The sequence below is a fragment of the Pedobacter sp. UC225_61 genome, assembly GCF_044452285.1.
Taxonomy (GTDB): Bacteria; Bacteroidota; Bacteroidia; order Sphingobacteriales; family Sphingobacteriaceae; genus Pedobacter.
The window spans coordinates 733,904-758,395 of the sequence record NZ_JBIOAL010000001.1; the positions used below are offsets into that span (position 1 = coordinate 733,904).

Annotated in this window: 22 protein-coding genes; 12 read left to right on the top strand and 10 right to left on the bottom strand. The window is 33.8% G+C overall.

Annotated features, from left to right (window positions below; translation table 11 throughout):
* Positions 1 to 3 precede the first annotated feature (3 nt).
* Positions 4 to 699, top strand: coding sequence for an ABC transporter ATP-binding protein (locus tag ACHMWN_RS03525; protein WP_397297785.1), 696 nt, complete (start codon positions 4 to 6; stop codon positions 697 to 699).
* A 222-nt stretch (positions 700 to 921) separates the two neighbouring features.
* Positions 922 to 1,602, top strand: coding sequence for an OmpA family protein (locus tag ACHMWN_RS03530; protein ID WP_397297787.1), 681 nt, complete (start codon positions 922 to 924; stop codon positions 1,600 to 1,602).
* A gap of 141 nt (positions 1,603 to 1,743) precedes the next feature.
* Here the strand turns inward: ACHMWN_RS03530 and ACHMWN_RS03535 are convergent, their stop codons facing one another.
* On the bottom strand, positions 1,744 to 2,088 hold the full coding sequence (locus tag ACHMWN_RS03535; protein WP_397297789.1) for a hypothetical protein: 345 nt from the start codon (positions 2,086 to 2,088) through the stop codon (positions 1,744 to 1,746).
* 77 nt (positions 2,089 to 2,165) lie between these two features.
* Between ACHMWN_RS03535 and ACHMWN_RS03540 the strand changes: the two genes are divergently transcribed.
* Both ACHMWN_RS03540 and hutH read left to right on the top strand, forming a co-directional pair.
* On the top strand, positions 2,166 to 3,179 hold the full coding sequence (locus tag ACHMWN_RS03540; protein ID WP_397297791.1) for a Gfo/Idh/MocA family oxidoreductase: 1,014 nt from the start codon (positions 2,166 to 2,168) through the stop codon (positions 3,177 to 3,179).
* Between the two features lie 39 nt (positions 3,180 to 3,218).
* Entirely contained in the window at positions 3,219 to 4,706 is a 1,488-nt protein-coding gene (gene hutH, locus ACHMWN_RS03545) for a histidine ammonia-lyase (protein WP_397297792.1), read from the top strand.
* 93 nt (positions 4,707 to 4,799) lie between these two features.
* On the opposite strand, the gene ACHMWN_RS03550 is transcribed toward hutH, so the two are convergent.
* From ACHMWN_RS03550 to ACHMWN_RS03575, 6 genes are all read right to left on the bottom strand, one after another.
* On the bottom strand, positions 4,800 to 5,654 hold the full coding sequence (locus ACHMWN_RS03550; RefSeq protein ID WP_397297794.1) for a GIN domain-containing protein: 855 nt from the start codon (positions 5,652 to 5,654) through the stop codon (positions 4,800 to 4,802).
* A 4-nt stretch (positions 5,655 to 5,658) separates the two neighbouring features.
* The gene (locus ACHMWN_RS03555; protein ID WP_397297795.1) at positions 5,659 to 6,033 is read right to left on the bottom strand and encodes a GntR family transcriptional regulator; all 375 of its coding nucleotides are present in this window, start codon (positions 6,031 to 6,033) and stop codon (positions 5,659 to 5,661) included.
* 17 nt (positions 6,034 to 6,050) lie between these two features.
* Positions 6,051 to 6,872 carry a hypothetical protein gene (locus tag ACHMWN_RS03560; protein ID WP_397297796.1) on the bottom strand — a complete coding sequence of 274 codons (822 nt, stop codon included), beginning with the start codon at positions 6,870 to 6,872 and terminating at the stop codon, positions 6,051 to 6,053.
* Positions 6,873 to 6,885: 13 nt separating this feature from the next.
* On the bottom strand, positions 6,886 to 7,713 hold the full coding sequence (locus ACHMWN_RS03565) for an ATP-binding cassette domain-containing protein (protein WP_397297798.1): 828 nt from the start codon (positions 7,711 to 7,713) through the stop codon (positions 6,886 to 6,888).
* A 234-nt stretch (positions 7,714 to 7,947) separates the two neighbouring features.
* Positions 7,948 to 10,248, bottom strand: a complete 2,301-nt coding sequence (locus ACHMWN_RS03570) for a TonB-dependent receptor (RefSeq protein ID WP_397297800.1) — start codon at positions 10,246 to 10,248, stop codon at positions 7,948 to 7,950.
* Positions 10,249 to 10,357: 109 nt separating this feature from the next.
* Positions 10,358 to 10,648 (bottom strand): hypothetical protein, encoded by a 291-nt coding sequence (locus ACHMWN_RS03575; protein WP_397297801.1) that lies wholly within the window; start codon positions 10,646 to 10,648, stop codon positions 10,358 to 10,360.
* 111 nt (positions 10,649 to 10,759) lie between these two features.
* Here ACHMWN_RS03575 and hutU point away from each other — a divergent pair, with 111 nt between their 5' ends.
* From hutU to ACHMWN_RS03610, 7 genes are all read left to right on the top strand, one after another.
* Entirely contained in the window at positions 10,760 to 12,427 is a 1,668-nt protein-coding gene (gene hutU, locus ACHMWN_RS03580) for a urocanate hydratase (protein WP_397297803.1), read from the top strand.
* Positions 12,428 to 12,429: 2 nt separating this feature from the next.
* Positions 12,430 to 12,843 (top strand): winged helix-turn-helix domain-containing protein, encoded by a 414-nt coding sequence (locus ACHMWN_RS03585; protein ID WP_397297805.1) that lies wholly within the window; start codon positions 12,430 to 12,432, stop codon positions 12,841 to 12,843.
* Entirely contained in the window at positions 12,809 to 13,291 is a 483-nt protein-coding gene (locus ACHMWN_RS03590) for a restriction endonuclease (RefSeq protein ID WP_397297806.1), read from the top strand. The genes ACHMWN_RS03585 and ACHMWN_RS03590 overlap by 35 nt, the downstream gene beginning before the upstream one ends.
* Position 13,292: 1 nt before the next feature.
* The gene (gene crcB, locus ACHMWN_RS03595) at positions 13,293 to 13,667 is read left to right on the top strand and encodes a fluoride efflux transporter CrcB (protein WP_397297808.1); all 375 of its coding nucleotides are present in this window, start codon (positions 13,293 to 13,295) and stop codon (positions 13,665 to 13,667) included.
* A gap of 102 nt (positions 13,668 to 13,769) precedes the next feature.
* Positions 13,770 to 14,423, top strand: coding sequence for a TetR family transcriptional regulator C-terminal domain-containing protein (locus ACHMWN_RS03600; protein ID WP_397297810.1), 654 nt, complete (start codon positions 13,770 to 13,772; stop codon positions 14,421 to 14,423).
* Between the two features lie 7 nt (positions 14,424 to 14,430).
* Positions 14,431 to 15,738, top strand: coding sequence for an ABC1 kinase family protein (locus ACHMWN_RS03605; protein WP_397297812.1), 1,308 nt, complete (start codon positions 14,431 to 14,433; stop codon positions 15,736 to 15,738).
* Positions 15,739 to 15,786: 48 nt separating this feature from the next.
* The gene (locus ACHMWN_RS03610) at positions 15,787 to 17,232 is read left to right on the top strand and encodes an SDR family oxidoreductase (protein WP_397297814.1); all 1,446 of its coding nucleotides are present in this window, start codon (positions 15,787 to 15,789) and stop codon (positions 17,230 to 17,232) included.
* Positions 17,233 to 17,247: 15 nt separating this feature from the next.
* Here the strand turns inward: ACHMWN_RS03610 and ACHMWN_RS03615 are convergent, their stop codons facing one another.
* The 3 genes from ACHMWN_RS03615 to ACHMWN_RS03625 form a co-directional block, all read right to left on the bottom strand.
* Positions 17,248 to 17,772 (bottom strand): GNAT family N-acetyltransferase, encoded by a 525-nt coding sequence (locus tag ACHMWN_RS03615; RefSeq protein WP_397297816.1) that lies wholly within the window; start codon positions 17,770 to 17,772, stop codon positions 17,248 to 17,250.
* Between the two features lie 566 nt (positions 17,773 to 18,338).
* Positions 18,339 to 21,116 carry an outer membrane beta-barrel protein gene (locus tag ACHMWN_RS03620; protein WP_397297817.1) on the bottom strand — a complete coding sequence of 926 codons (2,778 nt, stop codon included), beginning with the start codon at positions 21,114 to 21,116 and terminating at the stop codon, positions 18,339 to 18,341.
* A gap of 204 nt (positions 21,117 to 21,320) precedes the next feature.
* Positions 21,321 to 21,920 carry a hypothetical protein gene (locus ACHMWN_RS03625; protein WP_397297818.1) on the bottom strand — a complete coding sequence of 200 codons (600 nt, stop codon included), beginning with the start codon at positions 21,918 to 21,920 and terminating at the stop codon, positions 21,321 to 21,323.
* A gap of 211 nt (positions 21,921 to 22,131) precedes the next feature.
* Between ACHMWN_RS03625 and ACHMWN_RS03630 the strand changes: the two genes are divergently transcribed.
* Positions 22,132 to 24,477, top strand: a complete 2,346-nt coding sequence (locus ACHMWN_RS03630; RefSeq protein WP_397297819.1) for a PIG-L family deacetylase — start codon at positions 22,132 to 22,134, stop codon at positions 24,475 to 24,477.
* Positions 24,478 to 24,492 lie beyond the last annotated feature (15 nt).

Consider the following 24,492-nt stretch of genomic DNA (forward strand, 5'->3'; position numbering starts at 1 on the left):
GATATGCTAACATTTAAAAATTTAAAGAAAACTTACGGAGGCAGAACCGTAGTAGACATTAATAATCTGAACATTCGTTCTGGAGAAACCATTGGTTTAGTTGGAAATAATGGCGCTGGGAAAACTACGCTTTTCAGAATGTTGCTAGATTTAATTAGACCTGATAGTGGTGAAGTATTATCTAAAGATCAAAACGTAGCGCAAAACGATCATTGGAAAGATTACACAGCTTCTTACCTAGATGAAGGTTTTTTAATTGACTACTTAACACCAGAAGAATACTTTACTTTTATAGGCAGCCTACATAATTTAAGTGTAGCACATGTTGCAGATTATTTAAAGCAGTATGAAGAATTTTTTAATGGTGAGATTTTAAATCGTGGTAAATACATTAGAGATTTCTCTAAAGGAAATCAAAATAAAGTAGGGATTGCTGCAGCACTAATGCAAAAACCTGAACTCTTAGTATTGGATGAACCTTTTGCGAATTTAGATCCTACCACTCAGATTAGACTTAAAAGTTTAATTAAATCTTTAAAAAGTACACATCGTTTAACGACTTTAATTTCTAGTCATGATTTAAACCATGTTACCGATGTTTGTGATCGAATTATTTTATTAGAAAAAGGATTAATCATCAAAGATTTCCATACAGATGAGAATTCATTAAAAGAGTTGGAAGCCTATTTCTCTGAATAGACTTTGTAACAATTGTATAGTATTATGGTCAATTTGATGCCCAACGTGCGGTATTAAATTGACCATTCATTTTAAAGTGATTTTTTAAAATTACTTTGTATAATGAGCTTAACGTACAGTAATACAGCACATAAAATACTAATATTTTTTAATTTGAATACTGAGCTTTAATTGGCATTACCTTTGAATACTTCATTTTATTAAATTAAAAATCTAACTAAAATGATGACTTCAAAATTCAAAATAGCGACATTAAGTATTGCCTTATCATTAGGCGCAATGACTTTTCAAAGTTGTGATAGTTTAACTAACACACAAAAAGGTGCCGGTATTGGTGCAGCTGCTGGTGGTGTAATTGGTGGTATAATTGGTAAAAAAGCAGGTAATACAGCTGTTGGCGCCATAATTGGAGCTGCTGTAGGTGGTACTGCTGGTGGTTTTATTGGTAAACGTATGGATAAACAAGCTGCAGAAATACAAAATGCCATTCCTAATGCGGAAGTTATTCGTGAAGGTGAAGGTATTATTGTAAAATTTGATAGTGGTATTTTATTCGACTTTGATAAGTTTGCTTTAAAAGACGCTGCTAAACAAAATATTCAATCTTTAGCAAGTTCATTAAATCAATATCCAGGTACTGATATTAAAGTTATTGGTCATACTGATAGCCGTGGTACTGAACAATATAACATGGGTTTATCTGAAAAAAGAGCTGCTGCTGTTAAAGCGTACGCTGTTTCTCAAGGGGTACCATCGTCTCGTTTAATCACGATTGGTAAAGGTTTTGCAGAACCAATTGCAGATAATGCAACTGAAGAAGGTAGAGCTGCTAACCGTAGAGTTGAGATTGTAATTGTTGCAAATGATCAATTGAAAAAAGAAGCTGCCAATCAAGGCAAATAATTAAAATTTATATCTACCTATAAATATAAAACCCTGTTGTATTCAGTTACTTCAGGGTTTTTAATTTTATGCAACTTCATGCTGAATTTATTTCGCAGCTTTCATATTAGACCCTGAACTGAATTCAGGGTGACGGAAAAATTAAGAATAAATATCCTCGAAATAGGTAATTGCAAGGCTTTTAAGTAATAGTTCTTGTTCCATTAGGGCATAAGATGGAATTGGCTTAATTAATTTCCAATGCGGCCAACCATCCTGATCTAATCCTTCTAGTTCATAAAAGCCCATCTCACTTAACAAGCGACATGTAGCAATATGCATTAATTCTTCCTTTTGTCTTTTGCTATATTTACCAGGTCCTTTGCCTAATTCTTGTACACCAATTAAAAACAGAATTACTTTTAGATCAGGCGTATCTGAATCAAATTCCCCTGCAATTTTTTGTTGCAAGGTTTTCCATTTGGCATGTATTTCTGCTGGCTTCATGTTGCAAATATACATTTATAGCAGCTTTATGACCTAGAGAATAACGCACATATACGTCAAATTTTTAGCTTTGTGTTATGAACAGTAAAATCAATACTGGCCTTTTGGCTTATGGCATGTCTGGCAAGGTATTTCATGCCCCATTTGTGAGTACACATTCCGGTTTCAACTTTGTTGGAGTTACCGAACGTAACCAGAAACAAGCTGTTAAAGATTATCCATCTGTTAAGAGTTATAACAGTATTGAAGAATTGATAGCTGATGAATCTATTGAGTTAGTCATCATTAATACCCCAAATTTTACACATTACGACTATGCTAAACTGGCCTTACAAGCTGGAAAACATATTTTAGTTGAAAAACCTTTTACTGCAACTAGTGCCCAAGCAAAAGAATTGTTTGCGTTAGCTAAAAGCGTAGGAAAAAAAGCATTGGTGTATCAAAATCGCAGGTATGATAGTGGATTTAATTCAGTAAAGAAAATTATAGAAAGTGGTAAGTTAGGCAAATTGGTAGAGGTTCATTTTCGTTACGATCGCTATAGAAACGAAATTAGCCCTAAGTTTTTTAAGGAAGAACCTTATCCTGCAAGTGGTTTATCTTATGATCTTGGCCCTCATCTATTAGATCAAGCCATTTGCTTATTTGGTAAACCTAAAAGTTTTCACAAAGTATTAAGTAAAAACCGAGTAGATACAAAAGTGGATGATTATTTCGCCATACAATTAAGTTATCCGAACGATTTGAATGTATTTTTAACGGCGAGCATGTTAGTTACAGATATACAATCTGCCTTTGTATTAAATGGAATGATGGGTTCTTTTAGTAAAAACCATGCTGATGTGCAAGAAGAACAATTATTAAAAGGGATAAAACCTACTGATGAAAAATATGGTATAGAAAATTCAGCAGATGCAGGTAAACTTACTTTAGTTACTGAAAATGGCGGTAGGGCAACTCAATTTATTCCGTCGGAAAAAGGAGATTACATGGGTTTATTCGAAGCTGTCTATCAAAATATAGTGCATGATGTTCCTTATCCGATTACGGAAGAAGATATTATTACACAGTTAGAAATTTTAGAAGGATAATCAGTATAATTTATACTTTTGAGCACCAAATATAAATACATGACAGATTACCAAATCGGTTCGGGGCAATTGTCTTTGGCCGTTATTGAAAACATCATTCAGGAGAAAAAAAGTATTAGTTTATCTGCTTTAGCAATTGAGCGCATTGAAAAGTGCAGAAAATATTTAGATGATAAATTAAATACAACTGGAGATCCGATTTATGGGATTAACACTGGATTTGGCTATTTACAAAACGTAAAAATTGAGGCCGAAAACCTGACTCAGCTTCAGCATAATTTATTATTGTCGCACGCTTGTGGAACAGGACAAGAAGTACCTAAAGACATCATAAAATTGATGCTTTTGTTGAAAATACAATCGCTAAGTTATGGGCATTCTGCAATTGCGTTAAGTACAGTACAACGTTTAGTAGATTTTTACAATCATGATATTTTACCAGTAATTTATACACAAGGTTCTTTAGGTGCATCGGGTGATCTAGCGCCACTAGCTCATTTAGCTTTGCCTTTAATTGGTGAGGGAGAAGTTTGGTATCAAGATCAAAAAATCAGCAGTGCTAAATTAAATACAAAATTTAATTGGAAGCCACTTACCTTACAAAGTAAAGAAGGTTTAGCTTTAATTAATGGTACTCAGTTTATGAGTGCCTATGGCACTTTTTGTTTATTAAGAGCGCAAAAACTTTCAGCATGGGCTGATGTAATTGCCGCTATTTCTATTGATGCATTTGATTGTAGAATTGATCCATTTTTAAATTTAAGCCATATAATCAGGCCTCATCAAGGACAGATTGCAACAGCAGAAGTTGTCAAGAATTGGTTAGAAGGTAGTGAGTTGATAACTAGAAAAGGTAAGCAAACACAAGATCCTTACTCTTTCCGTTGTGTGCCACAAGTTCATGGTGCAAGCAAGGATAGCATTACCTATATCCAATCTGTTTTCGAAACAGAAATGAATTCGGTAACGGATAATCCTAATGTTTTTCCAGATGAAGATTTAATTATTTCTGCTGGGAATTTCCATGGGCAGCCATTGGCTTTAACCTTAGATTTTTTGTGCTTGGCATTGGCCGAATTAGGTTCAATCTCAGAACGCAGAACTTTTCAACTAATTTCTGGAACTCGAGGATTACCGCCGTTCTTAGTTAAGAATGCTGGTTTAAATTCGGGCTTAATGATTACACAATATACAGCAGCATCTATTGCAAGTGAAAATAAACAATTGTGTACACCTGCATCTGTTGATAGTATTGTAAGTAGTAATGGGCAAGAAGATCATGTAAGTATGGGTGCAAATGCTGCAACGAAATGCCTTCGAGTGGTAGAGAATGTAGAACGAATTTTGGCTATAGAACTGTTAACAGCAAGCCAAGCATTAGAATTAAGATTACCAGAAAAATCATCGGTTAAAATTGAGAAATTGGTGAGTAAATATCGTGAACTTGTTTCTTTTAATGAGGCGGATAGACTTTTGGCAAATGATATTAAAGCGAGTGTTGAGTTTATGAGAACTGTCGTTATCTAAAATCGTCATTACGAGCAAAGCGAAGCAATCTTAAAGCAATAGTCTTTAAACCAAAGTTGTAGGATTGCTTCGTGCCTCGCAATGACGATTAGTTTACTTCTTATACATTTGGTTCAAATTAACCGCAGGCATTTGTACTGTTGTTTGATCTGAGAAACTACCAGAACAATTGTTAATCTTAATATTTTCCACTTTAACATCTGCTAAGTCGAAAGTGTTTATAGTTAGATTTTTAACTGCATAAGCTTTGCTTTTATCCTCATAGCTGCTAATCTCTATATTGCTTTTACCATGAGTTTCGATTGATAAATTCTCAAATGAGTTGTTCTGTGTCTTAAAGTCCGTACCATTTAGCTTCACATTTAGAGACTTTATATCAACATTAGATAAATATAAATCTCCTACTTCTTCTGTATTGATAGTAAAAGACTTTAACTCTAAATCATTTTGCAAGCTTATTGAACCTGATTTTTTAACATTCAAAATCAAAGAATCTAATTTTGCATCTAAATAAACACCTCTAGCATTTACAACATTTACTTGTTTAATAGTTGGAGCATAAACCCATATCGTAGTATAAGAATTGTCGTTTTTTGCTTGTTTATTATTAAATGTAATTTGTAATTGCCCATTTGCATCAACATTAAAATTGATCACATCTTTTAGTTCTTTAGGGATTTTTACACCAAATTTTTCATCTTTAATAATATTAACATAGATGCCTAATCTTTTAGCATCCTCAACATTAATTGATTCAAATGGTATGGCCATTGCTTTACTTTCCATGTTTTCGGTTGGAGTGCTAAAGTTTTCCACTTTTCGAACCTTATCTGCAAGTGTATCCCCGCCTTCTTTATAGTATACTCGAGAAACATAAATCATTCCCATTAAAGGAATAAGAATTAATGCTAATGCAAATCCGATTAATAATTTATTACTTAATTTCATTTCTTTAAGGATTAAAAGTTTCTTTTACAAAAGTGTTGTAGCGATTTTCCAATTCATCAAACCCGATGTTTAATAAATACATGTTGCGGAAAACAACAGGAAGTTCATCGTCCATAAACTGAGTTTTTCTATAGCTTTTTACCTGTGCAATAGCATCATCTGCTATAAAAAACCCAATACCTCTTTTGTTATTAATTATATTTTTACTTTGAAGTAATTCGTAAGTACGCATTACTGTATTTGGGTTTACCTCTAGCTCTACAGCCATTTCCCTAACCGAGGGAACTTTTTCGTCTGCATTCCATTTGCCAAGCAAAATATGCTCGCAAACGTACTCTGCTATTTGAAGGTATATTGCCTTATTATCTCTAAATTCCATATCTATACCATTTAAAATTAAACCTCTTTTTCTTTAAGGCGAACGTAAGTAAGGCTCCAAAAAATTAACGTGAGTGCAACCAATAGCAATGTTAGCCATATTTCTACATTATCTTTTCCAGAAAAATTACGGGTTGTTTGGTTAATAGGCGATCTATTATCAAACAATAGTTTTCCAGATTTAATAATAATTGCTGTCCAAATTCCAGAGAAAATCATAACCGAAATAGCAGTTTTGATGTAGTGGAACTTGTTAAAATAAATAGAACCTAACAAGAATATACTGGTGACAAAGAATGGAGCATAATAGATTGGTAAAAACTTATCATCACCGGTATTTTTTGAAAAGAAATACGCTAAATTATCATAACTGTTAATTTCTTGACCATTGTGCACATAAGGTGTAAGCTGTTCCACACTTGTGTAAATACTCCTTAACTTAGCTATAAACGCTAAATCTGTTAGGTAAAATATTAGTATAAAGCTAACTGTACTTAATAGTGCCGTAAATATAATCCCTGTTAAAAATTTCTCAAAAGTCGATGCAGGTATCATTAAATCTATAATAGCTTTTGGTTTTTGACCCAAATGAGCAAAATAATTACTTGCAATAACAGTAATAAACAAGAAGCCTAAAATTAAAAATAAAGGCTCTCTAAATTGAAGCGCTCTTTCATAAAAAGGCGTTACTTCTGTAATATAACCCCATAGTGAAAGGCTATAAAAAGTAAGGATTACTCCTAGCGCAACCGCTAACGTAATCAGGTAAATTTTACCAAATTCTAGCCATTGTCTCTTCAACAAAAGACCAAAACGTTGTATGTTAAATGTGTTGTTCATGTCTGTTTAAGATTTAGTTAAAAATTGGTTTTAATTTGTTCTTTTCTGCTAGTACAGCATTAAATAGCAACTCTAAATCAAGTTTACTATCTTCTTGATGAAAGTTTTGTACCACTGCATTATAACCAGCTAAAGAAGGTTCGGCGTAAATTACTTTATCATCGATTTCTTTTACGCGTTTAAAGCAAAGTTTGTCAGTAATTTCATCAACTGATGCTTTTAAGGCTACTTTATTTTCATCGAGCATAATTACGGTATCAATTAAATTATCTAAATCTCTAACTTGATGTGTTGAAATGATAATGCAACGATCATCTGTTAAAGCCGATGCCATAATTTTACGGAATTGAGCTTTTGAAGGGATATCTAAACCATTGGTTGGCTCATCCATAATTACCAATTTAGCCTGAGTAGCTAAGCCAAAAGCGATGATCACCTTTTTCTTTTGTCCGTAAGACATGTCAATTAATTTTTGTGCCACAGGAATATCAAACTCTCCTAAAAGCGCAGTAAAATACGGATGATCAAAATTTGGATAAAAACCTGCATTTGCTTTTACATACGCATCAATTTTAATCGACGGCAAATAAAACTCTTCAGGGATAAAACAAATTTCCGCTAATAATGCAGGTTGTCGTTTTGATGGGTCATAGCCCATAACATCCATTGATCCGCTATCTGCGTAAACCAATCCTGCGATGTTTTTTAATAAGGTTGATTTACCCGCACCATTTTTTCCTAGCAATCCATAAATATGTCCAGTACTTAATTGCATGCTCATATTTTTGAATAACAGTTGATTTTTGCGGTAACCAAAATTCAGGTTGTTAATTTTAATCATATTCTACTGTATTAGTTAAATAATACACTAAATTATGATGTTATTTTGAAATCACCAAATTATTTTTGAAATTAATTTTGTTAGGAGTTACCCGTTTAGAGCAAATAGTAGATTTAAACGTTGTAGGGCATGAAAAAGCCGCAGATTCGCTGATTAAAATAATCTGCAAATCTGCGGCTTTTATTTTGGTTGGTGAACCCAACCTAATAATAGTTCAGCTAATGAACCATTAAACTATAGTAACGGAACACTTATTCCAAAACTTACATTACGTCCTGGATTGTAAATACCAGCAGGTTTATATCTACTTAAATGATTATAGTATAATTTGTTGCCCAAATTTTGTCCAGTAACCCATACGTTAATTTTACCATTTTTAACTTTTAACGAAGTTCCAATACCAGCGTCTAACAAAGTATAACCATCTGTTTCTGTCTCGAAACTATCAAAACGATCTTGCTTAAAAACATTCGTTAAACCAATTTTGATAAAACTATCTTTCAATCCTTTAATTGTTGGTTCAAAACGTAGTTCATTATTTAAACTTGCAGCTGGAATAAAAGGTAAAGCTGTATTGTTTGCTTTGTTAGTTCCTTTTACATAAGCGAAGGTATTTTCAAAATGTAGAGATTTAATTAAATGAAAATCTACAGAAGCTTCACCACCTAATAGCTCTGCATCTGTTTGCACATAACGATACAATGGCAATGTAGTTGTGCTGCCATTTTCTTCTAGGAAAGGATAAGTCTCATTGTTAAAGTTACCTGGATAAATGTAATTGTAAATACGGTTGCTATATGCGTTTAAGCCAACCGTTACTTTCTCCGCATTGTATTCTAATCCTAAATCGAATTGTAAACTGGTTTCTTGTTTTAAGTTACTGTTACCAATTTCGTATCTAAATGTACCTTCATGACGACCATTTGCCCCTAACTCTGCAATATTTGGTGCTCTAAATCCTGAACCAGCATTCCCCTTTAGGTTTAGGTTTTTTGCAATTTCAAATGCAAAACCAATTGATCCAGAAATATTAGAAAACTTATTATTGAATGCTGTAAACACTTGGTTTCCGTCTGCCGTCAGATCATCTCCATCTACATTTTTATAATCGTAACGAATACCTGCATTAATTGCTCCATTTGTGAAATTACGTTTCAAATAAGCAAATGCGCCAATATTATCACTTGTATAATCTGGTATTAAAAACTCATCTCCACTGTTTAAATTCGTTTGATGCATTCCTTGTAATCCAATAGTAGGCTCCCAAACACCACTATTCGCGAAAGAATATTTCACATCATAGGTATAAGAGTTCAATCCTAAATTTAAACCTGGTTCAATTGCACTTTCTTCAAATTCTTTACGAATATTTCGCTGAAAAGCCAACGTAGTTTTCAATTGTCCACCACCTAAAAGGATATTACTATTTAAAGCAGCACGATAATGATTAATATTTTGGAAAGGAAGATCAAGTTTTCTAGTTTGTGCTTCATCTTTGGTAATTATTGCTCCATTTTCATCTTCATAATCGCCATTTGCATTTGGACCATTTTCTACCAATCCAACATTTGTACTAAACTTTGATAAACTTAAATGTGCATAGCCCCAAGTTTTGTTCAAACCTAACATTCCACTAAAATTAGTTTCGTTAAAACCAGAATTTGGAACCGTTTTATCGCCATAGCTAAAACCATATGCGTTTTTATACGATACACGACCACGATAAACGAAACCGTTTGTATTGCCCTGTAACATTAAGGAAGATGCTGTTAAGCCATTGTTTGTGCTATAACTCGTGGTGAAGTTTCCATTAAAATCTCCAGGTGCTGGTACTAAATCATCAATAATATTAATTACTCCGCCTAAGGCATCAGAACCATACAATAAACTTGCAGGACCTTTTAAAACTTCAATTCGATTGGCAGAAAATTGATCAACCTCAACGCCATGTTCATCTCCCCATTGTTGGGCCTCTTCTCTTGCACCATCCACAATAGTTAACACACGGTTATAACCCAACCCGCGAATAGATGGTTTTGAAATGGCACCACCTGTTGTTACTTGAGAAATACCAGGCACTTTGGCAATTGCATCTATAATATTTGTTCCTGCAGCTTGTGCTAACTTTTCTCTATTTACAGAAACTACAGCTAAACTGTTTGTTTTGTTATTCGAACTATAAGGCGTTCCTGTAATTACTACTTCGGCACTTTCAATAACAGATTGTTCTAGTTCAAATGTAATTTGATTATTAGCAGCCAAATCAACTTGCTTAGAAGTTGTTTTATAACCTACATATCGTACTTCTACTAAAAACTTTCCTTTAGCAGGAATACTTGTAAACGTAAATTCGCCATTGGCGTTTGTGGTAGTGGTAGCTTTTAAATCTGAAATGTAAATTGTAGCGCCAGAAAGAGGCTCTTTAGTGGTGGCATCGGTAACTTTTCCTTTAACTTCTGTTACTTCTATAGCTAATACTGGTATAGAAAAACAGGCAAATAGTACAACCATTATTAGGCGTATCTTGTTCATCATAATATATTTTTAAGGATAAAATAGTGCATTAGTATAAACTAATAGCTATTCATCAGGTAATTAAATAATAAGGGGATATAAGCTTTTTGCTTACTCAATTTGTGAAATACTATGACAAATTTGGTGGACCTCTAAGCGAGGTAGAAATAAGTTCTGCGTAAGAACTCGTTACAATAGCAATATTTTTCGGCATCAACTTACTTGTTAAATAAGTGATGTAAGAAGACGAAGTGATGGTATAATTTTTTTCGAAATGAGCAGCACAAATTAAACAGGTATCTTGCTGTGTTTTTAGATGCAGTTTATGAGTACAATGTTTTTCAGCTGCTGTATCTACAACTTGCTCGTGATGGTGAAAAGCACTCCAAGGAGTTATCGCAAGTGAAAACACCCACAGCATAACTACAGTTAAAATTTTTTGGATATGTAAACGCTTCTTTTTCAATTTCAATAGCAAACCTAAGCAAATAACATAAATTTCCTACATTTGGAATTGTAACATTGCCTTGATATGACGACGAACATTGAAGAAGGTTTAAACCTTAAAATTAAGCAAACACCTATTGGAAGCACATTAACTTGTAAAGGTTGGGTGCAAGAAGCAGCCTTAAGAATGCTGTTAAATAACTTAGATCCAGATGTTGCTGAGCGTCCAGAAGATTTAATTGTGTACGGAGGGAGAGGAAAAGCTGCTCGTAATAAAGAAGCATTAGTTTTAATTATAAAAGCCTTAAAAAACTTAGAGGAAGATGAAACCTTACTCATCCAATCAGGTAAACCAGTTGGTGTTTTACCAACTCATAAAGATGCTCCACGGGTTTTAATTTCTAATTCTCAACTCGTACCAAAATGGGCAACTCAACAACATTTTGATGAATTAGAAGATAAGGGTTTAATGATGTACGGTCAGATGACAGCTGGCTCGTGGATTTACATCGGATCACAAGGAATTGTACAAGGAACGTATGAAACCTATTCGGCTCTTGCCAAAAAACATTTTCAAAGCAATTTAAAAGGCACGTTAAATGTTACCGCTGGTTTAGGCGGAATGGGCGGGGCACAACCTTTGGCTATTACTATGAATCAAGGGGTTTGCTTAGCGGCCGATGTAGAAGAATGGCGTATTAAAAAACGTTTAGAAACTAGATATATTGATGAAATTGCTTACGATATTGATGAGGCAATTGATAAAGCATTAACCTATAAAAATGAAAATAAAGCCATTTCAATTGGCGTAGTTTGTAATGCAGTAGAACTTTTACAACGTTTAATTGATAGAAATATCGTTCCAGATACCTTAACCGATCAAACTTCAGCTCATGATCCATTAATTGGTTATTTCCCAGAGGGATTATCTGTTGAGCAAGCAAATGTACTGAGAACAGAAAATCCTGAAGAGTATACCAAGCGTTCTTATGCAACAATGGCAAAACATGTACAACAAATGTTGGAATTGCAAAAACGTGGCGCAATAACTTTTGATTATGGCAATAATTTACGCGGTAGAGCTCTAGAAGCCGGTGTAAAAAATGCTTTTGATTTTCCGGGTTTTGTACCCGCTTATATTCGTCCTTTATTTTGTGAAGGAAAAGGTCCTTTTAGATGGGCAGCTTTAAGTGGCGATCCACAAGACATTTATGAAACCGATAAATTAATTTTAGAGCTTTTTCCAGAAAACGAAAGTTTGCGCCAATGGATTACAATGGCTCAAGAACGCATTGCTTTTCAAGGTTTACCTGCTCGTATTTGCTGGTTAGGACAAGGTGAAAGAGAAAAAGCGGGTTTGGCATTTAATAAATTAGTAGCTGATGGAAAAGTAAAAGCCCCAATCGTAATTGGTCGAGATCATTTAGATACAGGCTCTGTAGCCTCGCCAAACCGTGAAACTGAAGCCATGTTAGATGGTTCTGATGCAGTAGCCGATTGGCCAATTTTAAATGCATTAATTAATACCGCTGGTGGTGCAAGTTGGGTATCCTTACATCATGGTGGTGGCGTAGGTATTGGTTATTCTATTCATGCTGGGATGGTGATTGTTGCAGATGGAACTGAAGATGCAGCCATCAGAATAAAACGTGTATTACATAATGATCCTGCAATGGGTGTTATCCGCCATGCGGATGCCGGTTATGATATTGCAAAAGATACGTTAAGAAAACATAGATTAGGATTGAAATAAAAATGAGCAAAAAACAAGCAGAATTTTTAAACTGGCTAGGGCCAATTTTGGATGCTTTGAGGGAATTAGATGGTTCTGGTAAACCTAGAGAAGTATCTGAAGCAATTGCAAGTAGGTTAAACCTTTCTGATTCAATCTTAAATCAAACCTTAAAATCAGGAGAATCTAGGTTTCACAATCAAGTTGCGTGGGCACGACAATATCTAGTTTGGGAAGGACTACTTGAAAAAGATAGTAGAGGTACCTGGATACTAACTCCTAAAGGAGAAAAAACAAGTCTTTCCGTTGAAGATTCAAGAAAAATTGTCAAAAAATGGGTTTCTATTTATACAAAGGCTCGTAAAGAGACCGATAAAAATGTAATCGTTGATGTTTCTATTGATGCCCCCGCTGAATTCCTTAGAGTTAAACGATAGGTCCGATTTATTAAGTACTCTTCAATCAGTATCTCCTCATGGTTTTGAAAAGATTTGTCAACTACTATTAAGAAAATCAGGTTTTGAAAACGTAATAGTAACAGGCAAATCTCATGATGGGGGAATTGATGGTTACGGTATTTTAGAGATTAACCCTTTTGTAAGTTTTAAGGTATTGTTTCAATGCAAAAGATATAAAGGTGGTGTTTCTAGATCTCAGGTTGGTGATTTTAGAAATGCAATGATTGGAAGAGCCGAAAAAGGCATTATGTTAACGACTGGTCATTATACTTCAGAAGCGATTAAGGAAGCCAATAGAGATGGTGCACCACAAATTGAATTAGTTGATGGTGAAAAATTAGTCAGGATGTTTGAAAGGGTTGAATTAGGACTAAAACCAAAAACTGTTTATGAGGTTGATTTAAATTTCTTTGAGCAATACTTTTAATATGATAAAACAACTTTTATTAGTAGGCTTGGGTGGCGGAATTGGAAGTATATTTCGATACTTAACTTCTATCCTAACGGCAAAGTATTATGCCAATGCATTTCCTTTAGCCACATTTATTACCAATGTTTTAGGTTGTTTTATTATTGGATTATTAATTGGCTATTTTGCAAACTCCAATCCCGATAATAATTTAAAATTACTTTTCATCACAGGTTTCTGCGGTGGCTATACAACCTTTTCTACTTTCGCTGCAGAGAATATTTCCTTATTACAAAGTAACAACTACTTAACCTTAATTACTTATGCTATAGCCAGCATACTTTTTGGTTTTTTAGCGGTTGGGTTAGGCTTGGTGCTTACAAAAGGCGCATAATTACTTCGCTATTTTATTGCAAAGCGGTGATAAATAAAGTCTTAATTTTGAGTGGTTTCGGAAACCAAGACCACATTTTTTACGTTTTTAAATAAAAAGAAAATGGCAACTCAAGCGCAAATCCAAAAAGGGTATATCGACTATGTGTTAACACACAACGAACAACCAAAATCAGTTTATACTTTCGTTAAAAAATTAAAGATAACAGAGGCTGATTTCTATGCATTTTATGCATCCTTTGATAGCATTGAAAAAAACATTTGGTTTGAATTGACACTTACGGCGATTGAAGAAGTCGAAAAACAAGAACTTTGGGCACAATATTCATCTAGAGAGAAAATGTTATCGTTCTTTTACTGTTACATAGAGCTGTTAAAAGGAAGTCGCAGTTTCGTGATTTATAGCTTGAGAAAACAACCCCTTAAACTTGGCACTCCAGCTGTTCTATCTGGTGTAAAACCAATTTTCGAAAACTTTGCAACACAACTAATTGAAGAGGGTTTAGAAACTGGCGAACTAGCTGATCGTAAATTTTTCAGCAAGCGTTATAAAGATGCGCTTTGGGTGCAATATGCGTTTATATTAAATTTTTGGATTGATGATGACAGCAAAGGCTTCGAAAAAACAGATGAAGCTATAGAAAAAGGAATCCAAGTAACTTTTGATCTTTTCCAAAGATCGCCAATAGATAACCTTTTCGAGTACGGAAAATTTCTTTCGCAAAACGGAAAGTTGAAAGAAAAAATGGGTTTTTAAAGACTAAATGAAAGCACAAGAAACAATGCCTACCACCAAGGTAGAGCGTTCTGCTAAATTTGTTAAAACAGGTTTTCAGATCGGCGGCAATTACATAAAACATTATTCAAAAAAACTCTTCAATCCAGATCTAAGCCGTGATGAATTGAATGAGGATAATGCATCAGATATTTACAATTCGTTGAGTGAATTGAAGGGTTCTGCCTTAAAAATTGCACAGATGCTAAGCATGGATAAAAATATCTTGCCAAGAGCTTACGTAGATAAATTTACACAGTCACAATATAATGCACCGCCATTATCTGGGCCGTTAATTGTTCGCACCTTTACTAAGAGTTTTGGGAAAACACCAGAAAAAATATTCGATAAGTTTAACATAAAATCTACTCATGCCGCTTCTATAGGACAGGTGCATGAAGCAGAATTAGATGGTAAAAAATTGGCTGTTAAAATTCAATATCCTGGAGTTGGAGATAGCATTTCATCAGATTTAAAAATGGTGAAACCAATTGCCTTTCGCTTATTAGGCATGAGTGAAAAGGAATTGAGTGTGTACATGAAAGAGGTGGAAGAGCGTTTGTTGGAAGAAACGGATTATGAGCGTGAGGTACGCAGTTCTGTTGAATTTGCCGAAGCTTGTAAGAACTTAAATAATATAGTTTTTCCAGAATATTATCCACAATTTTCTAGCAATAGAATTATCACAATGGATTGGCTTGAAGGAATGCATTTAAAAGAATTTTTAAACACTAATCCTTCACAAGAATTAAAAAATAAAATTGGTCAGGCTTTATGGGATTTTTATAATTTTCAACAGCACGAGTTAAGAAAAGTACATGCAGATCCACATCCAGGCAATTTCTTAATTACTAAAGATGAAAAACTTGGTGCTATAGATTTTGGTTGTATTAAAGAAATGCCAGATGATTTTTATGAACCGTTCTTCTCTTTAACATCTACAGATTTATTCGAAGATAAAGAAGAAACCATAAAAGCATTCCGCCAGTTGGCAATGATTTTACCAAATGACACCCCTTCTCAAATCGAATTCTATTACAAAGCTTACAAAGAAATGATTTCTCTTTTTGCTAAGCCATATGTTACTAATACTTTTGACTTTAGTGAAAAATCATTTTTTGAAGATTTGTATAATTACGGTGAAAAGATTAGCAAAATGCCAGAGTTTAAACAAGCTCGTGGCGTAAAGCATTTCATTTACATTAACCGCACCAACTTTGGTTTGTATACTATTCTTCATGAATTGAACGCAACTGTAAAAACTGATACTTATAAACCACACGTAAAAAGGAAATAACAAATCGCTTAGCTTGGCTGTTACGTATATAATTATTCATTCACAAACATGAAAATTCTACTTACCGGCGCAAACGGCTATATCGGCACACGCTTACTTCCTGTGTTATTAGAAAATGGCCATGATGTGATTTGCATGGTTCGTGATCCACGTAGATTTGCTCTTGAAAGTGATTTTGGAAATAAAGTACAAATCATTACAGGCGATTTGTTAATTTCTGAAAGCTTAAAAAGTATTCCAAATGATATTGAGGCGGCATATTATTTAGTGCATTCTATGTCTGGAAGTGGAGAAGATTTTGCCGACTTAGAACTAAAGTCAGCACAAAATTTTGTACAACAAATTCAAAAAACTGCTTGTAAACAAATCATTTATTTAACAGGAATTGCTAATGATGATGAACTTTCTAAACATCTAACCTCTCGCCTAGCAGTAGAAGAAGAACTTAAAAGCTCGGGTATATCCTATACCATTTTAAGGGCTGCCATCATCATTGGATCCGGCTCTGCTTCTTTCGAAATAATAAGAGATTTAGCAGAGAAACTTCCTGTAATGGTTGCACCAAAATGGGTAAAAACAAGGTGCCAACCTATTGCCATTAGGGATGTGCTGGCTTATTTAAGTGGCGTTTTGAAAAATGAGAAAGCCTATAATGAAGTGTTTGATATTGGTGGTCCCGACATATTAACGTACAAACAAATGCTATTGCAATATAGCGAATCTCGAGGCTTAAAACGATGGATCATTACGGTTCCAGTATTAACCCCAAAATTGTCATCACTTTGGTTAAACTTAGTAACCGCCGTGCCATATTCTTTAGCTAGAAGCCTTGTTGATAGCATGAAGAACGAGGTGATCTGCAAGAACGATAACATACAAAAAGCTGTCCCTAAAGAATGCTTAACCTATAAAGAAGCACTTAATTTAGCTTTCGAAAAAATAGAACAAAATTCTATTGTAAGTAGTTGGAAAGATGCTTTGAATAGAGGCTATCTCGAAACGTCTTTTATGGATCAGGTAAAAGTGCCACAAAATGGAACTGTAGAGTATAAAGTTAAAATGCCTTTTGAACGAAAGGCAGAAGAAGTTTTTGAAAACATTTGGGGTATTGGGGGTAGTCGTGGTTGGTATTACTTAGATTGGCTTTGGAGTTTAAGGGGATTTTTAGATAAAATGTTTGGTGGTGTTGGTACAAGGCGAGGGCGTACCAGTAATGTATCTCTACAAGCTGGCGATGTGTTAGACTTTTGGAGAGTTCTATTAGCTGACAAAACCAATAAACGTTTGTTGCTTTACGCAGAAATGAAAGTGCCAGGCGAAGCTTGGCTCGAATTCAAGATTATTCAATACCATGGTAAATCTTACCTCTCCCAAATTGCCACTTTCAGGCCACATGGTTTATGGGGCAGAATGTATTGGTATGCGATGTTCCCTTTTCATTTGGTATTGTTTAAAGGAATGGCAAAACAGATTACCACATACAAGCCAAAGTGATTAGTAGCCTTTACCCTATTCATGCAATTCTTTCTTCATCATAATATCAAGCTGCTCCTCATCACCCATTTTGAACATATGCTTTTCAAATGCTATAAATCCATTCTTTTCATAAAATCTTATTGCCCGAGGATTTTTTTCCCAAACGCCCAACCATAAATAGGAATTATGTTCTTGTTGAGCTACCTCTAATGCTTTTTCATAAAGAAGTTGACCAACTTTTTTACCATGATAACTTGCCTTCACATAAATGCGTTCTATTTCAAGAGCAGTTTCGTCTAGCATTTCAGTTTGTGCAGTTCCTGTGTTTAATTTTAGATAGCCAACTGGGGTTTCATCTTCCCAAGCAACATAGAATGATGAATTTGGATTAGTTAATTCGCTAATTAATTTATCATCATTAAAACTCTCTTCAAGATACTTGTTCATATTCTCTTCGGTATTGCTATTGGCAAATGTTTCAAAGAAAGTTTCTTTACTTATGAGTTGAACTGTAATTAAATCCTGTATTGTGGCTTTTCTAACTTGTAAATCTTCCATTATTAATTTTTTGTTTACAAATTTATTCAATAGTTAAAGTATTGATTATTTTAAAAAGATAGTAATGAAGATCTTATCACCTTGCAAAAGGAAATAAGACAACTGTGTTTTTTATTTTGTCAACCGTCGAAGGAAAATAAACAACTGTATTTTTTGAATTAACAACTGTAAAAAGAAAATAAACGACTGTGTTTTTTAATTTTTCAACCGTCGAAGGAAAATAAACAACTGTATTTTTTGAATTCACAACTGTAAAAAGAAAATAAACAACCGTATTTTTTAATTTTTCAACCCTCGAAGAAAAATAAACAACTGTTTTTTTTAAATTGACAACTGTAAAAAAAAAATAAACAACCGTATTTTTTAATTTTTCAACCGTCGAAGAAAAATAAACAACTGTGTTTTTTAAATTGACAACTGTAAAAAGAAAATAAACAACCGTATTTTCTAATTTTTCAACAGTCGAAGGAGAATTGACAGTTGTATTTTTTGAATTGTCAGTTGACTAAGAACAATTGTCAACTGACTTTTAATTAATGCTAATGTACAATGGTCAGCTTCCTTGCCTAAAATCTAAAAAATGTATCCTTACCACCTACTTTACCGCCAAAATTTTGAATATTGTAGGTTAACGTAACCAAACCATGTCTGCCTAAGTTATTTGTACGTGTATCGCGAATTGAGTTTTCACTAATAGAAATATATCTTCTTGTGTTGGTATTTAGAATATCATTAATAGCAAACTTTAATTGTGCTCTATCGTTCTTCATAAACAATAAAGTAAGGGCAGCATTCCAAATTTCTACATTGTTGCTAAAGCCAGCAGTTTTTTGAGTGTTATGTTGAATCTTGTAGGTAGTTTCCCAAACCATTTTCTTCGGCAAACGAACAATTAATTCAGTTTCACTATTGTGTGTATAAAAATTTAGATCTCTGTAAAATGGATCATCATAAGTGCTTTTGTTATAGGCAACGCTATATGATTCCCCCAATTCAAATTTATCATTCAAGTTAATTCTACCACTAATTCTTGGTGCAATAGTTATAGTTTTAGCATAACTTCTTACATCATTTACTTGTACAATGTTGCGGGTATAATTAGAATAAAATCCTGTTCCAAATGTGAATTGTCTTGTCCCGTTCTTAAAGTCTTTGTTAATGTTTCCACCTAAATAAAAACGCCAAATGCCATCAGCATTAATTGGCGTATTTGTTTGCACACCTGTTGGAGAAATGGTTCTAGCCATAATTACAGCATTGTTCTGCACACTTCCATTCGAGTTTAAATTGTAATTAAGTGAACGTTTTGTGTCGTATTTATAAAAATTTAAGTTGACTTGATAAGACTTAGCTGGTAACAAGTTTGGATTACCTTTTTGCTCAAATAAAGGATCAGTGTTGTTAGTTACAGGCTGAATGTATTTTACATCTGGTTCTCTAAATGAGGGCGAGTAACTTAAATTTAATGATTTGTACGTAATGTTTAAAGACGGTGCTATAAACTGATAATGTTGCTCAAATGATGGGTATGTACTAAAGTTGTTCTTTAAATCAATTGTATTAAAAACAAAGCCTGGCTGTATACTTAAATCCTTTGTAGCTTTCCATCTTAAACTTGTTCTCGTGTTTGATTTATATCCGCTTTGCGTAACAGTTTGAGATAAATTTGGCACTTCAACATCATAGGCTTGATCTAGAGGGTTTTTATAAAAAGTAGAAAGTGCATTTTCATTATCTAAATAGTTTGCGCCAACAGCTAAACTTAACCGTAATTTTTTACCGATTGGTTCATTGTAATTCGCACTCAAATAAATCCCAAAATTTCTAATGTTATTATCCCTTAATTGATCTATACTTAATGTTGATGGTGCTGGCAAATAAAAATTACTATTAGAACTATTAAAATTATCACTCAAGTTATCTTTTTTAGTAAGGCTAACGCTGGTATTTAAAGAACGTCCAGCCTTTTTAAAATCTTTCCATAAGCTAGTTAGTAAAGAATAATCTGCATTATCGCCACGAAAACGGGAGTTATTTACACCATTATTTATTAATTGGTTGGTTGTGTTTCTATTTTCAGTTTGGGTTATCCCTAAATTTCGTAAAATGTTCAAGGTAACCGTTGGCTCAAAAGAGAATTCTGTTAAACTATCAATTTTCCATTCGGCTCTTGCACCAAAATTGTGATTATAGCTTTTGTTTTTAAGATTTGAAAAAGTACTTGTATACTGTTTTTCACTTCCTAAATTCTGGTCAACACCAACGAATTGATCGATTAAAGTTTTAGCTTGTCCAAAGAAATATTTCCCATTAATCTTGATTCCATTCTTGGTTAAGGTGTTAAAATTTGCTCCAGCACCTAACGATTGTTGCACACCAGTAGAAGTTCCTCCAAAGCCAATATTATTTAGTTCGAAACCTCCTTCACTATTAATCATAATCGAATTAATACCTGCTCTACTAAATCCTCCAATACGAGAAACATCACCAATACTAAAGCCAGGTTTATTAATATTGTTTCCATACGCTAAAACGCTAACTTGCGTAGTATCTCTAAAAAAGTTCATAATACCACCGGCTTCAAATAAATCATTAGGTCCGCCACCAGCATACAATTTACCAAAAGCTCCTTTTTTAATTGCTTTCTTCAATTTTAAATTAATGACTTGCGGTGTATTTCCTGCCAGTAGATCAGGGTCTCTTCGCTTTGCTTCTTTATCATCGCTTACCTGAATTTTATCAATAATATTTGCTGGTAAATTTTTGGTCGCCATTTGTTGGTCTCCACCAAAAAACTCTTTTCCATCAACCAAAATTTTACTTACTGTTTTTCCATTTACTTGTATCGATCCATCCGATGAAATTGCAACACCTGGCAGTTTTTTCAACAAATCTTCAACTACTGCAGTTGGTAGAGTTTTAAAAGATTCTGCATTAAATTCTATGGTATCTTTTCGAACAATTATTGGTGGTCTTTCCGAATTGATAACCACTTCATTTAAGTTATTCGTTTTGCCAGAGAGTAATAATTTTCCTAAATCTAAATTAAGTGCAGTTGGCGATAAGGTTACTTCCTTACGTAAAACATTGTACATCCAAGCATTAACTACCAAGCGGTATTTTATTCCAGCTTCGAGATTAGAAATCTTAAATACACCTTTATCATCAGATAATTTATAGGTGGTTAAAACTGTATCAGTTCCTTTAAAAACAGAAACTGTAGCATAATTTAAGGTGAGTTTTTGATTTGTACTATCTAATAGAACTCCTGTAATACTTCCCCTTTGGGCAAACAAGAAATTAGTACATAATAGTAAAGCGAAGGCTAGTAAAATTCTTTTCATAAAATGGGATAAACAGCTAAAAGACACCAAATTTTTTATAATGTTACTCAAACCTAAAAAATTAGTTGATAAAAATGATGATTTAACAACTTTGTTACGATTATCTCGTAGGTGAGTTTAACATTATGAACCAAAAATGGTAAATCCTAGCAGATTACTTTATGAAATGTGATGAACGTTAGCAAAAATGTGATGAGTTAAGCTTTAGAGTAAGATTTTACTACTTACTTCTTTATCAATGGTGATATAACCAGGGTACTTAACCAAATTATTTCCAACTAGTATTGATGGTTTAATTTTAAGTGTAACCATTCCTTTCTTTTCTGTGCCTTTACTTGCACTAGTTAAAAATGCAGTAATATCATCTAAAACTTTTCCATTGGCTATAAACTGATAAATATTGGCATTCAGTTGAACCGGTACAGTAACGCTTTGGCCAGCGTCGATACTAACGCGTTGATTTACTGAACCATTTGCAATTTCTTGTCTATTGATAAGAATAATATATTCGAAATTATTAATAGCAGCTAAAGTGCCTGATGGGTTGGTAATTTGAAGATTTAAATTTGCTCGTAAAGGAATGTCTTTTCTTAAATAACCCAAGGCTAATGCAGGAATACTCACTAAATTAACAGATTTTTCATCTATTAATTTTTTTACATCAGTACCAGCTACTGTAATATTAGATGCATTAACCAATTTATAGTCGCATTGCTCTAACGCTTTAATTTGTTGAGTTTGTTTATTAATGCTACACGAAGACAAACCAACGGCCAATAGGCAAATTAAAAATAATTTATTCATGATATATTAACGACTAATTACACATAAAGGTATAAAACACTTCCTTTTGCTATATAACATCACTTAGAGCAAATTGTTACGTAAAGAATAAATTCACGTCCATTTGTTCTGTTAAATTTTAATTAATTTAGTCCAATAACCAAATCTTATGAAACGTCTGGCTTATTTTTTTGCTTTACTTTTATTGCCCCCATTTCTTTTAAAAGCTCAAATGCAGCAAATGAATGCTGCTGAAATTGCATTGGGCATCTCTAAACTAAGTGTTAAAGGAAGCGTATTATATATTGCAGCACATCCCGACGATGAAAACACAAGGTTATTGGCGTATTTAGCAAAAGAGCAAAAAGTAAGAACAGGATATTTATCGCTTACCAGAGGTGATGGAGGACAAAATTTAATTGGCAACGAACAGGCAGAATTGCTAGGATTAATTCGTACTCAAGAATTATTGGCAGCTCGCCTTATTGATGGAGCTGAACAATTTTTTACGCGTGCAAACGATTTTGGTTTTTCTAAAACTCCTGAAGAAAGTTTTAAAATTTGGGGTAAAGAACAAATTTTGGCGGACGTAGTTTGGGTAATTCGCAAATTTAGACCTGATGTTATTATTACTCGTTTTCCTGAAGATGCTAGAGCTGGACATGGTCATCATTCGGGCTCTGCAATTTTAGCTAGAGAAGCTTTTTCTGCTGCTGCAGATCCCAAACGTTTTCCTGAACAATTAAAATATGTGCAGGTTTGGCAAGCAAAAAGAATAGTGTGGAATACATTTAATTTTGGAGGGACGAATACAACATCAGCCGACCAACTGAAAATAGATGTAGGTTTGTACAATCCACTTTTAGGTAAAAGCTATGGCGAAATTGCAGCAATTAGTCGTACAAACCATAAAAGTCAAGGATTTGGCTCTGCGTTACAACGTGGCGAAGCTTTTGAATATTTTAGTCCTATTGCGGGTGAACCTGCTAAAAATTCGCTTTTTGATGGAATAAATACAACACAAGAAAATTCCCAACTGGCTCCTTTACTATCAGAAATTCAAACGAATTATCGTGTTGACAAACCCTGGCTTTCCTTACCCAATTTATTAAAACTTAAAAATGCAAGTAAGGATATTTCTTTTAATCACCAATTAGTGGATGATTTGATTTTAGCCTGCGCTGGAGTTTGGGTAGAGACAAATGCTCTGGAAAATACCTATGCCACTGGCGATTCTATCCCAGTTAAAATTCAAGCAATTGCCAGAACAAAAGATGTTTCTTTAACAATTGAAAATCAAAAACCCATTCCACTCGAACCAAATAAATTGGTAGTTTCCGATTATAAAGTTATTACTTCATCAGTTCATAGTACTCAGCCATATTGGTTAACAAAAAATCATTCCATTGGTCAATTCGTAATAAAGTCTCAACAAGATGTTGGCTTTCCTGAGAATCCAAAATCGTTGAGTGTTAAACTTCAATTAACAATTAATGATCAACAAATCGAATTAAATAGTCCTGTGGTTTTCAAATCTACTGATCCAATTCGTGGTGAACGTTATCAACCTTTAGTTATAGCTCCTCCAGTTACAGCTACAATGAGCGAGAAAGCTTATCTATTTAATGGTAATTCTGCTAAAAACGTTTCCGTTCAACTTAAAAGTTTTCGCAATAACAGCGCTGGTTTCATAACGCCTCAATTACCAAAGGGATGGAAAAGTAATCCTGAAAAAATCAATTTCAATTTAGAGAAAAAAGGTGACGAACAACTTGTAAATTTTAACATTACTCCGGGAAATGAGACAAGCAATGGAAATTTAATTTTGCAGGTAAATACCAATGGAAATATTGATGATAAAAGCTTAAAAACTATTAGTTATGATCATATTCCTAACATTACCATCTTTCCTCAAGCTAATGCCAGATTAGAAAAAGTAGATTTAAAAATTGTTGGAAAACGCATTGCATATATTGATGGAGCTGGCGATTTAGTAGCTGATGCACTGAAACAAATTGGTTATGAAGTAACGCATTTAACCACAACACAAATTCTTAATAACGACTTATCCATTTATGATGCAATAGTAACAGGTGTTCGTTTGTATAACATTAATAACGAAGTTAAAATCATACAACCCAAACTATTAGCGTATGTTCAAAATGGTGGAACTTTGTTAATTCAATACAACGTAAATAATGGTTTAAAAACACAAAATATTGGCCCTTACCCTTTTAAACTTTCTGCTAAAAGAGTAACCGAAGAAGATGCTAAAGTGAATTTTATGGCACCTACACATTCCGCTTTAAATTACCCGAATAAGATAACAGCTAAAGATTTTGAAGGTTGGGTACAAGAAAGAGGTATTTATTTTGCATCAGACATCGATCCAAAATATACCACCATTTTAAGCATGAATGATACAGGAGAAACAGCTGGAGATGGTTCTCTACTCATAACCGATTATGGCAAAGGGAAATTTGTGTATACCTCTTTAGTTTTCTTTAGAGAGTTACCAGCAGGAGTGCCTGGTGCTTATCGATTATTTGCAAATTTAGTAGCGCCAAAACAACCCTAATTATGGACGAAAAGC

Excerpts from the sequence above, each read along its gene's own strand:
- ACHMWN_RS03610 (WP_397297814.1), top strand. The coding sequence starts at position 15,787 with ATGAAAATTCTACTTACCGGCGCAAACGGCTATATCGGCACACGCTTA.
- ACHMWN_RS03525 (WP_397297785.1), top strand. The coding sequence starts at position 4 with ATGCTAACATTTAAAAATTTAAAGAAAACTTACGGAGGCAGAACCGTA.
- ACHMWN_RS03530 (WP_397297787.1), top strand. The coding sequence starts at position 922 with ATGATGACTTCAAAATTCAAAATAGCGACATTAAGTATTGCCTTATCA.
- ACHMWN_RS03605 (WP_397297812.1), top strand. The coding sequence starts at position 14,431 with ATGAAAGCACAAGAAACAATGCCTACCACCAAGGTAGAGCGTTCTGCT.
- ACHMWN_RS03550 (WP_397297794.1), bottom strand. The coding sequence starts at position 5,654 with ATGAAATTAAGTAATAAATTATTAATCGGATTTGCATTAGCATTAATT.
- ACHMWN_RS03600 (WP_397297810.1), top strand. The coding sequence starts at position 13,770 with ATGGCAACTCAAGCGCAAATCCAAAAAGGGTATATCGACTATGTGTTA.
- hutU (WP_397297803.1), top strand. The coding sequence starts at position 10,760 with ATGACGACGAACATTGAAGAAGGTTTAAACCTTAAAATTAAGCAAACA.
- ACHMWN_RS03555 (WP_397297795.1), bottom strand. The coding sequence starts at position 6,033 with ATGGAATTTAGAGATAATAAGGCAATATACCTTCAAATAGCAGAGTAC.
- ACHMWN_RS03590 (WP_397297806.1), top strand. The coding sequence starts at position 12,809 with ATGCCCCCGCTGAATTCCTTAGAGTTAAACGATAGGTCCGATTTATTA.
- ACHMWN_RS03620 (WP_397297817.1), bottom strand. The coding sequence starts at position 21,116 with ATGAAAAGAATTTTACTAGCCTTCGCTTTACTATTATGTACTAATTTC.
- ACHMWN_RS03630 (WP_397297819.1), top strand. The coding sequence starts at position 22,132 with ATGCAGCAAATGAATGCTGCTGAAATTGCATTGGGCATCTCTAAACTA.
- ACHMWN_RS03535 (WP_397297789.1), bottom strand. The coding sequence starts at position 2,088 with ATGAAGCCAGCAGAAATACATGCCAAATGGAAAACCTTGCAACAAAAA.
- ACHMWN_RS03615 (WP_397297816.1), bottom strand. The coding sequence starts at position 17,772 with ATGGAAGATTTACAAGTTAGAAAAGCCACAATACAGGATTTAATTACA.
- ACHMWN_RS03625 (WP_397297818.1), bottom strand. The coding sequence starts at position 21,920 with ATGAATAAATTATTTTTAATTTGCCTATTGGCCGTTGGTTTGTCTTCG.
- ACHMWN_RS03560 (WP_397297796.1), bottom strand. The coding sequence starts at position 6,872 with ATGAACAACACATTTAACATACAACGTTTTGGTCTTTTGTTGAAGAGA.
- ACHMWN_RS03565 (WP_397297798.1), bottom strand. The coding sequence starts at position 7,713 with ATGATTAAAATTAACAACCTGAATTTTGGTTACCGCAAAAATCAACTG.
- ACHMWN_RS03570 (WP_397297800.1), bottom strand. The coding sequence starts at position 10,248 with ATGATGAACAAGATACGCCTAATAATGGTTGTACTATTTGCCTGTTTT.
- ACHMWN_RS03585 (WP_397297805.1), top strand. The coding sequence starts at position 12,430 with ATGAGCAAAAAACAAGCAGAATTTTTAAACTGGCTAGGGCCAATTTTG.
- crcB (WP_397297808.1), top strand. The coding sequence starts at position 13,293 with ATGATAAAACAACTTTTATTAGTAGGCTTGGGTGGCGGAATTGGAAGT.
- ACHMWN_RS03540 (WP_397297791.1), top strand. The coding sequence starts at position 2,166 with ATGAACAGTAAAATCAATACTGGCCTTTTGGCTTATGGCATGTCTGGC.
- ACHMWN_RS03575 (WP_397297801.1), bottom strand. The coding sequence starts at position 10,648 with ATGCTGTGGGTGTTTTCACTTGCGATAACTCCTTGGAGTGCTTTTCAC.
- hutH (WP_397297792.1), top strand. The coding sequence starts at position 3,219 with ATGACAGATTACCAAATCGGTTCGGGGCAATTGTCTTTGGCCGTTATT.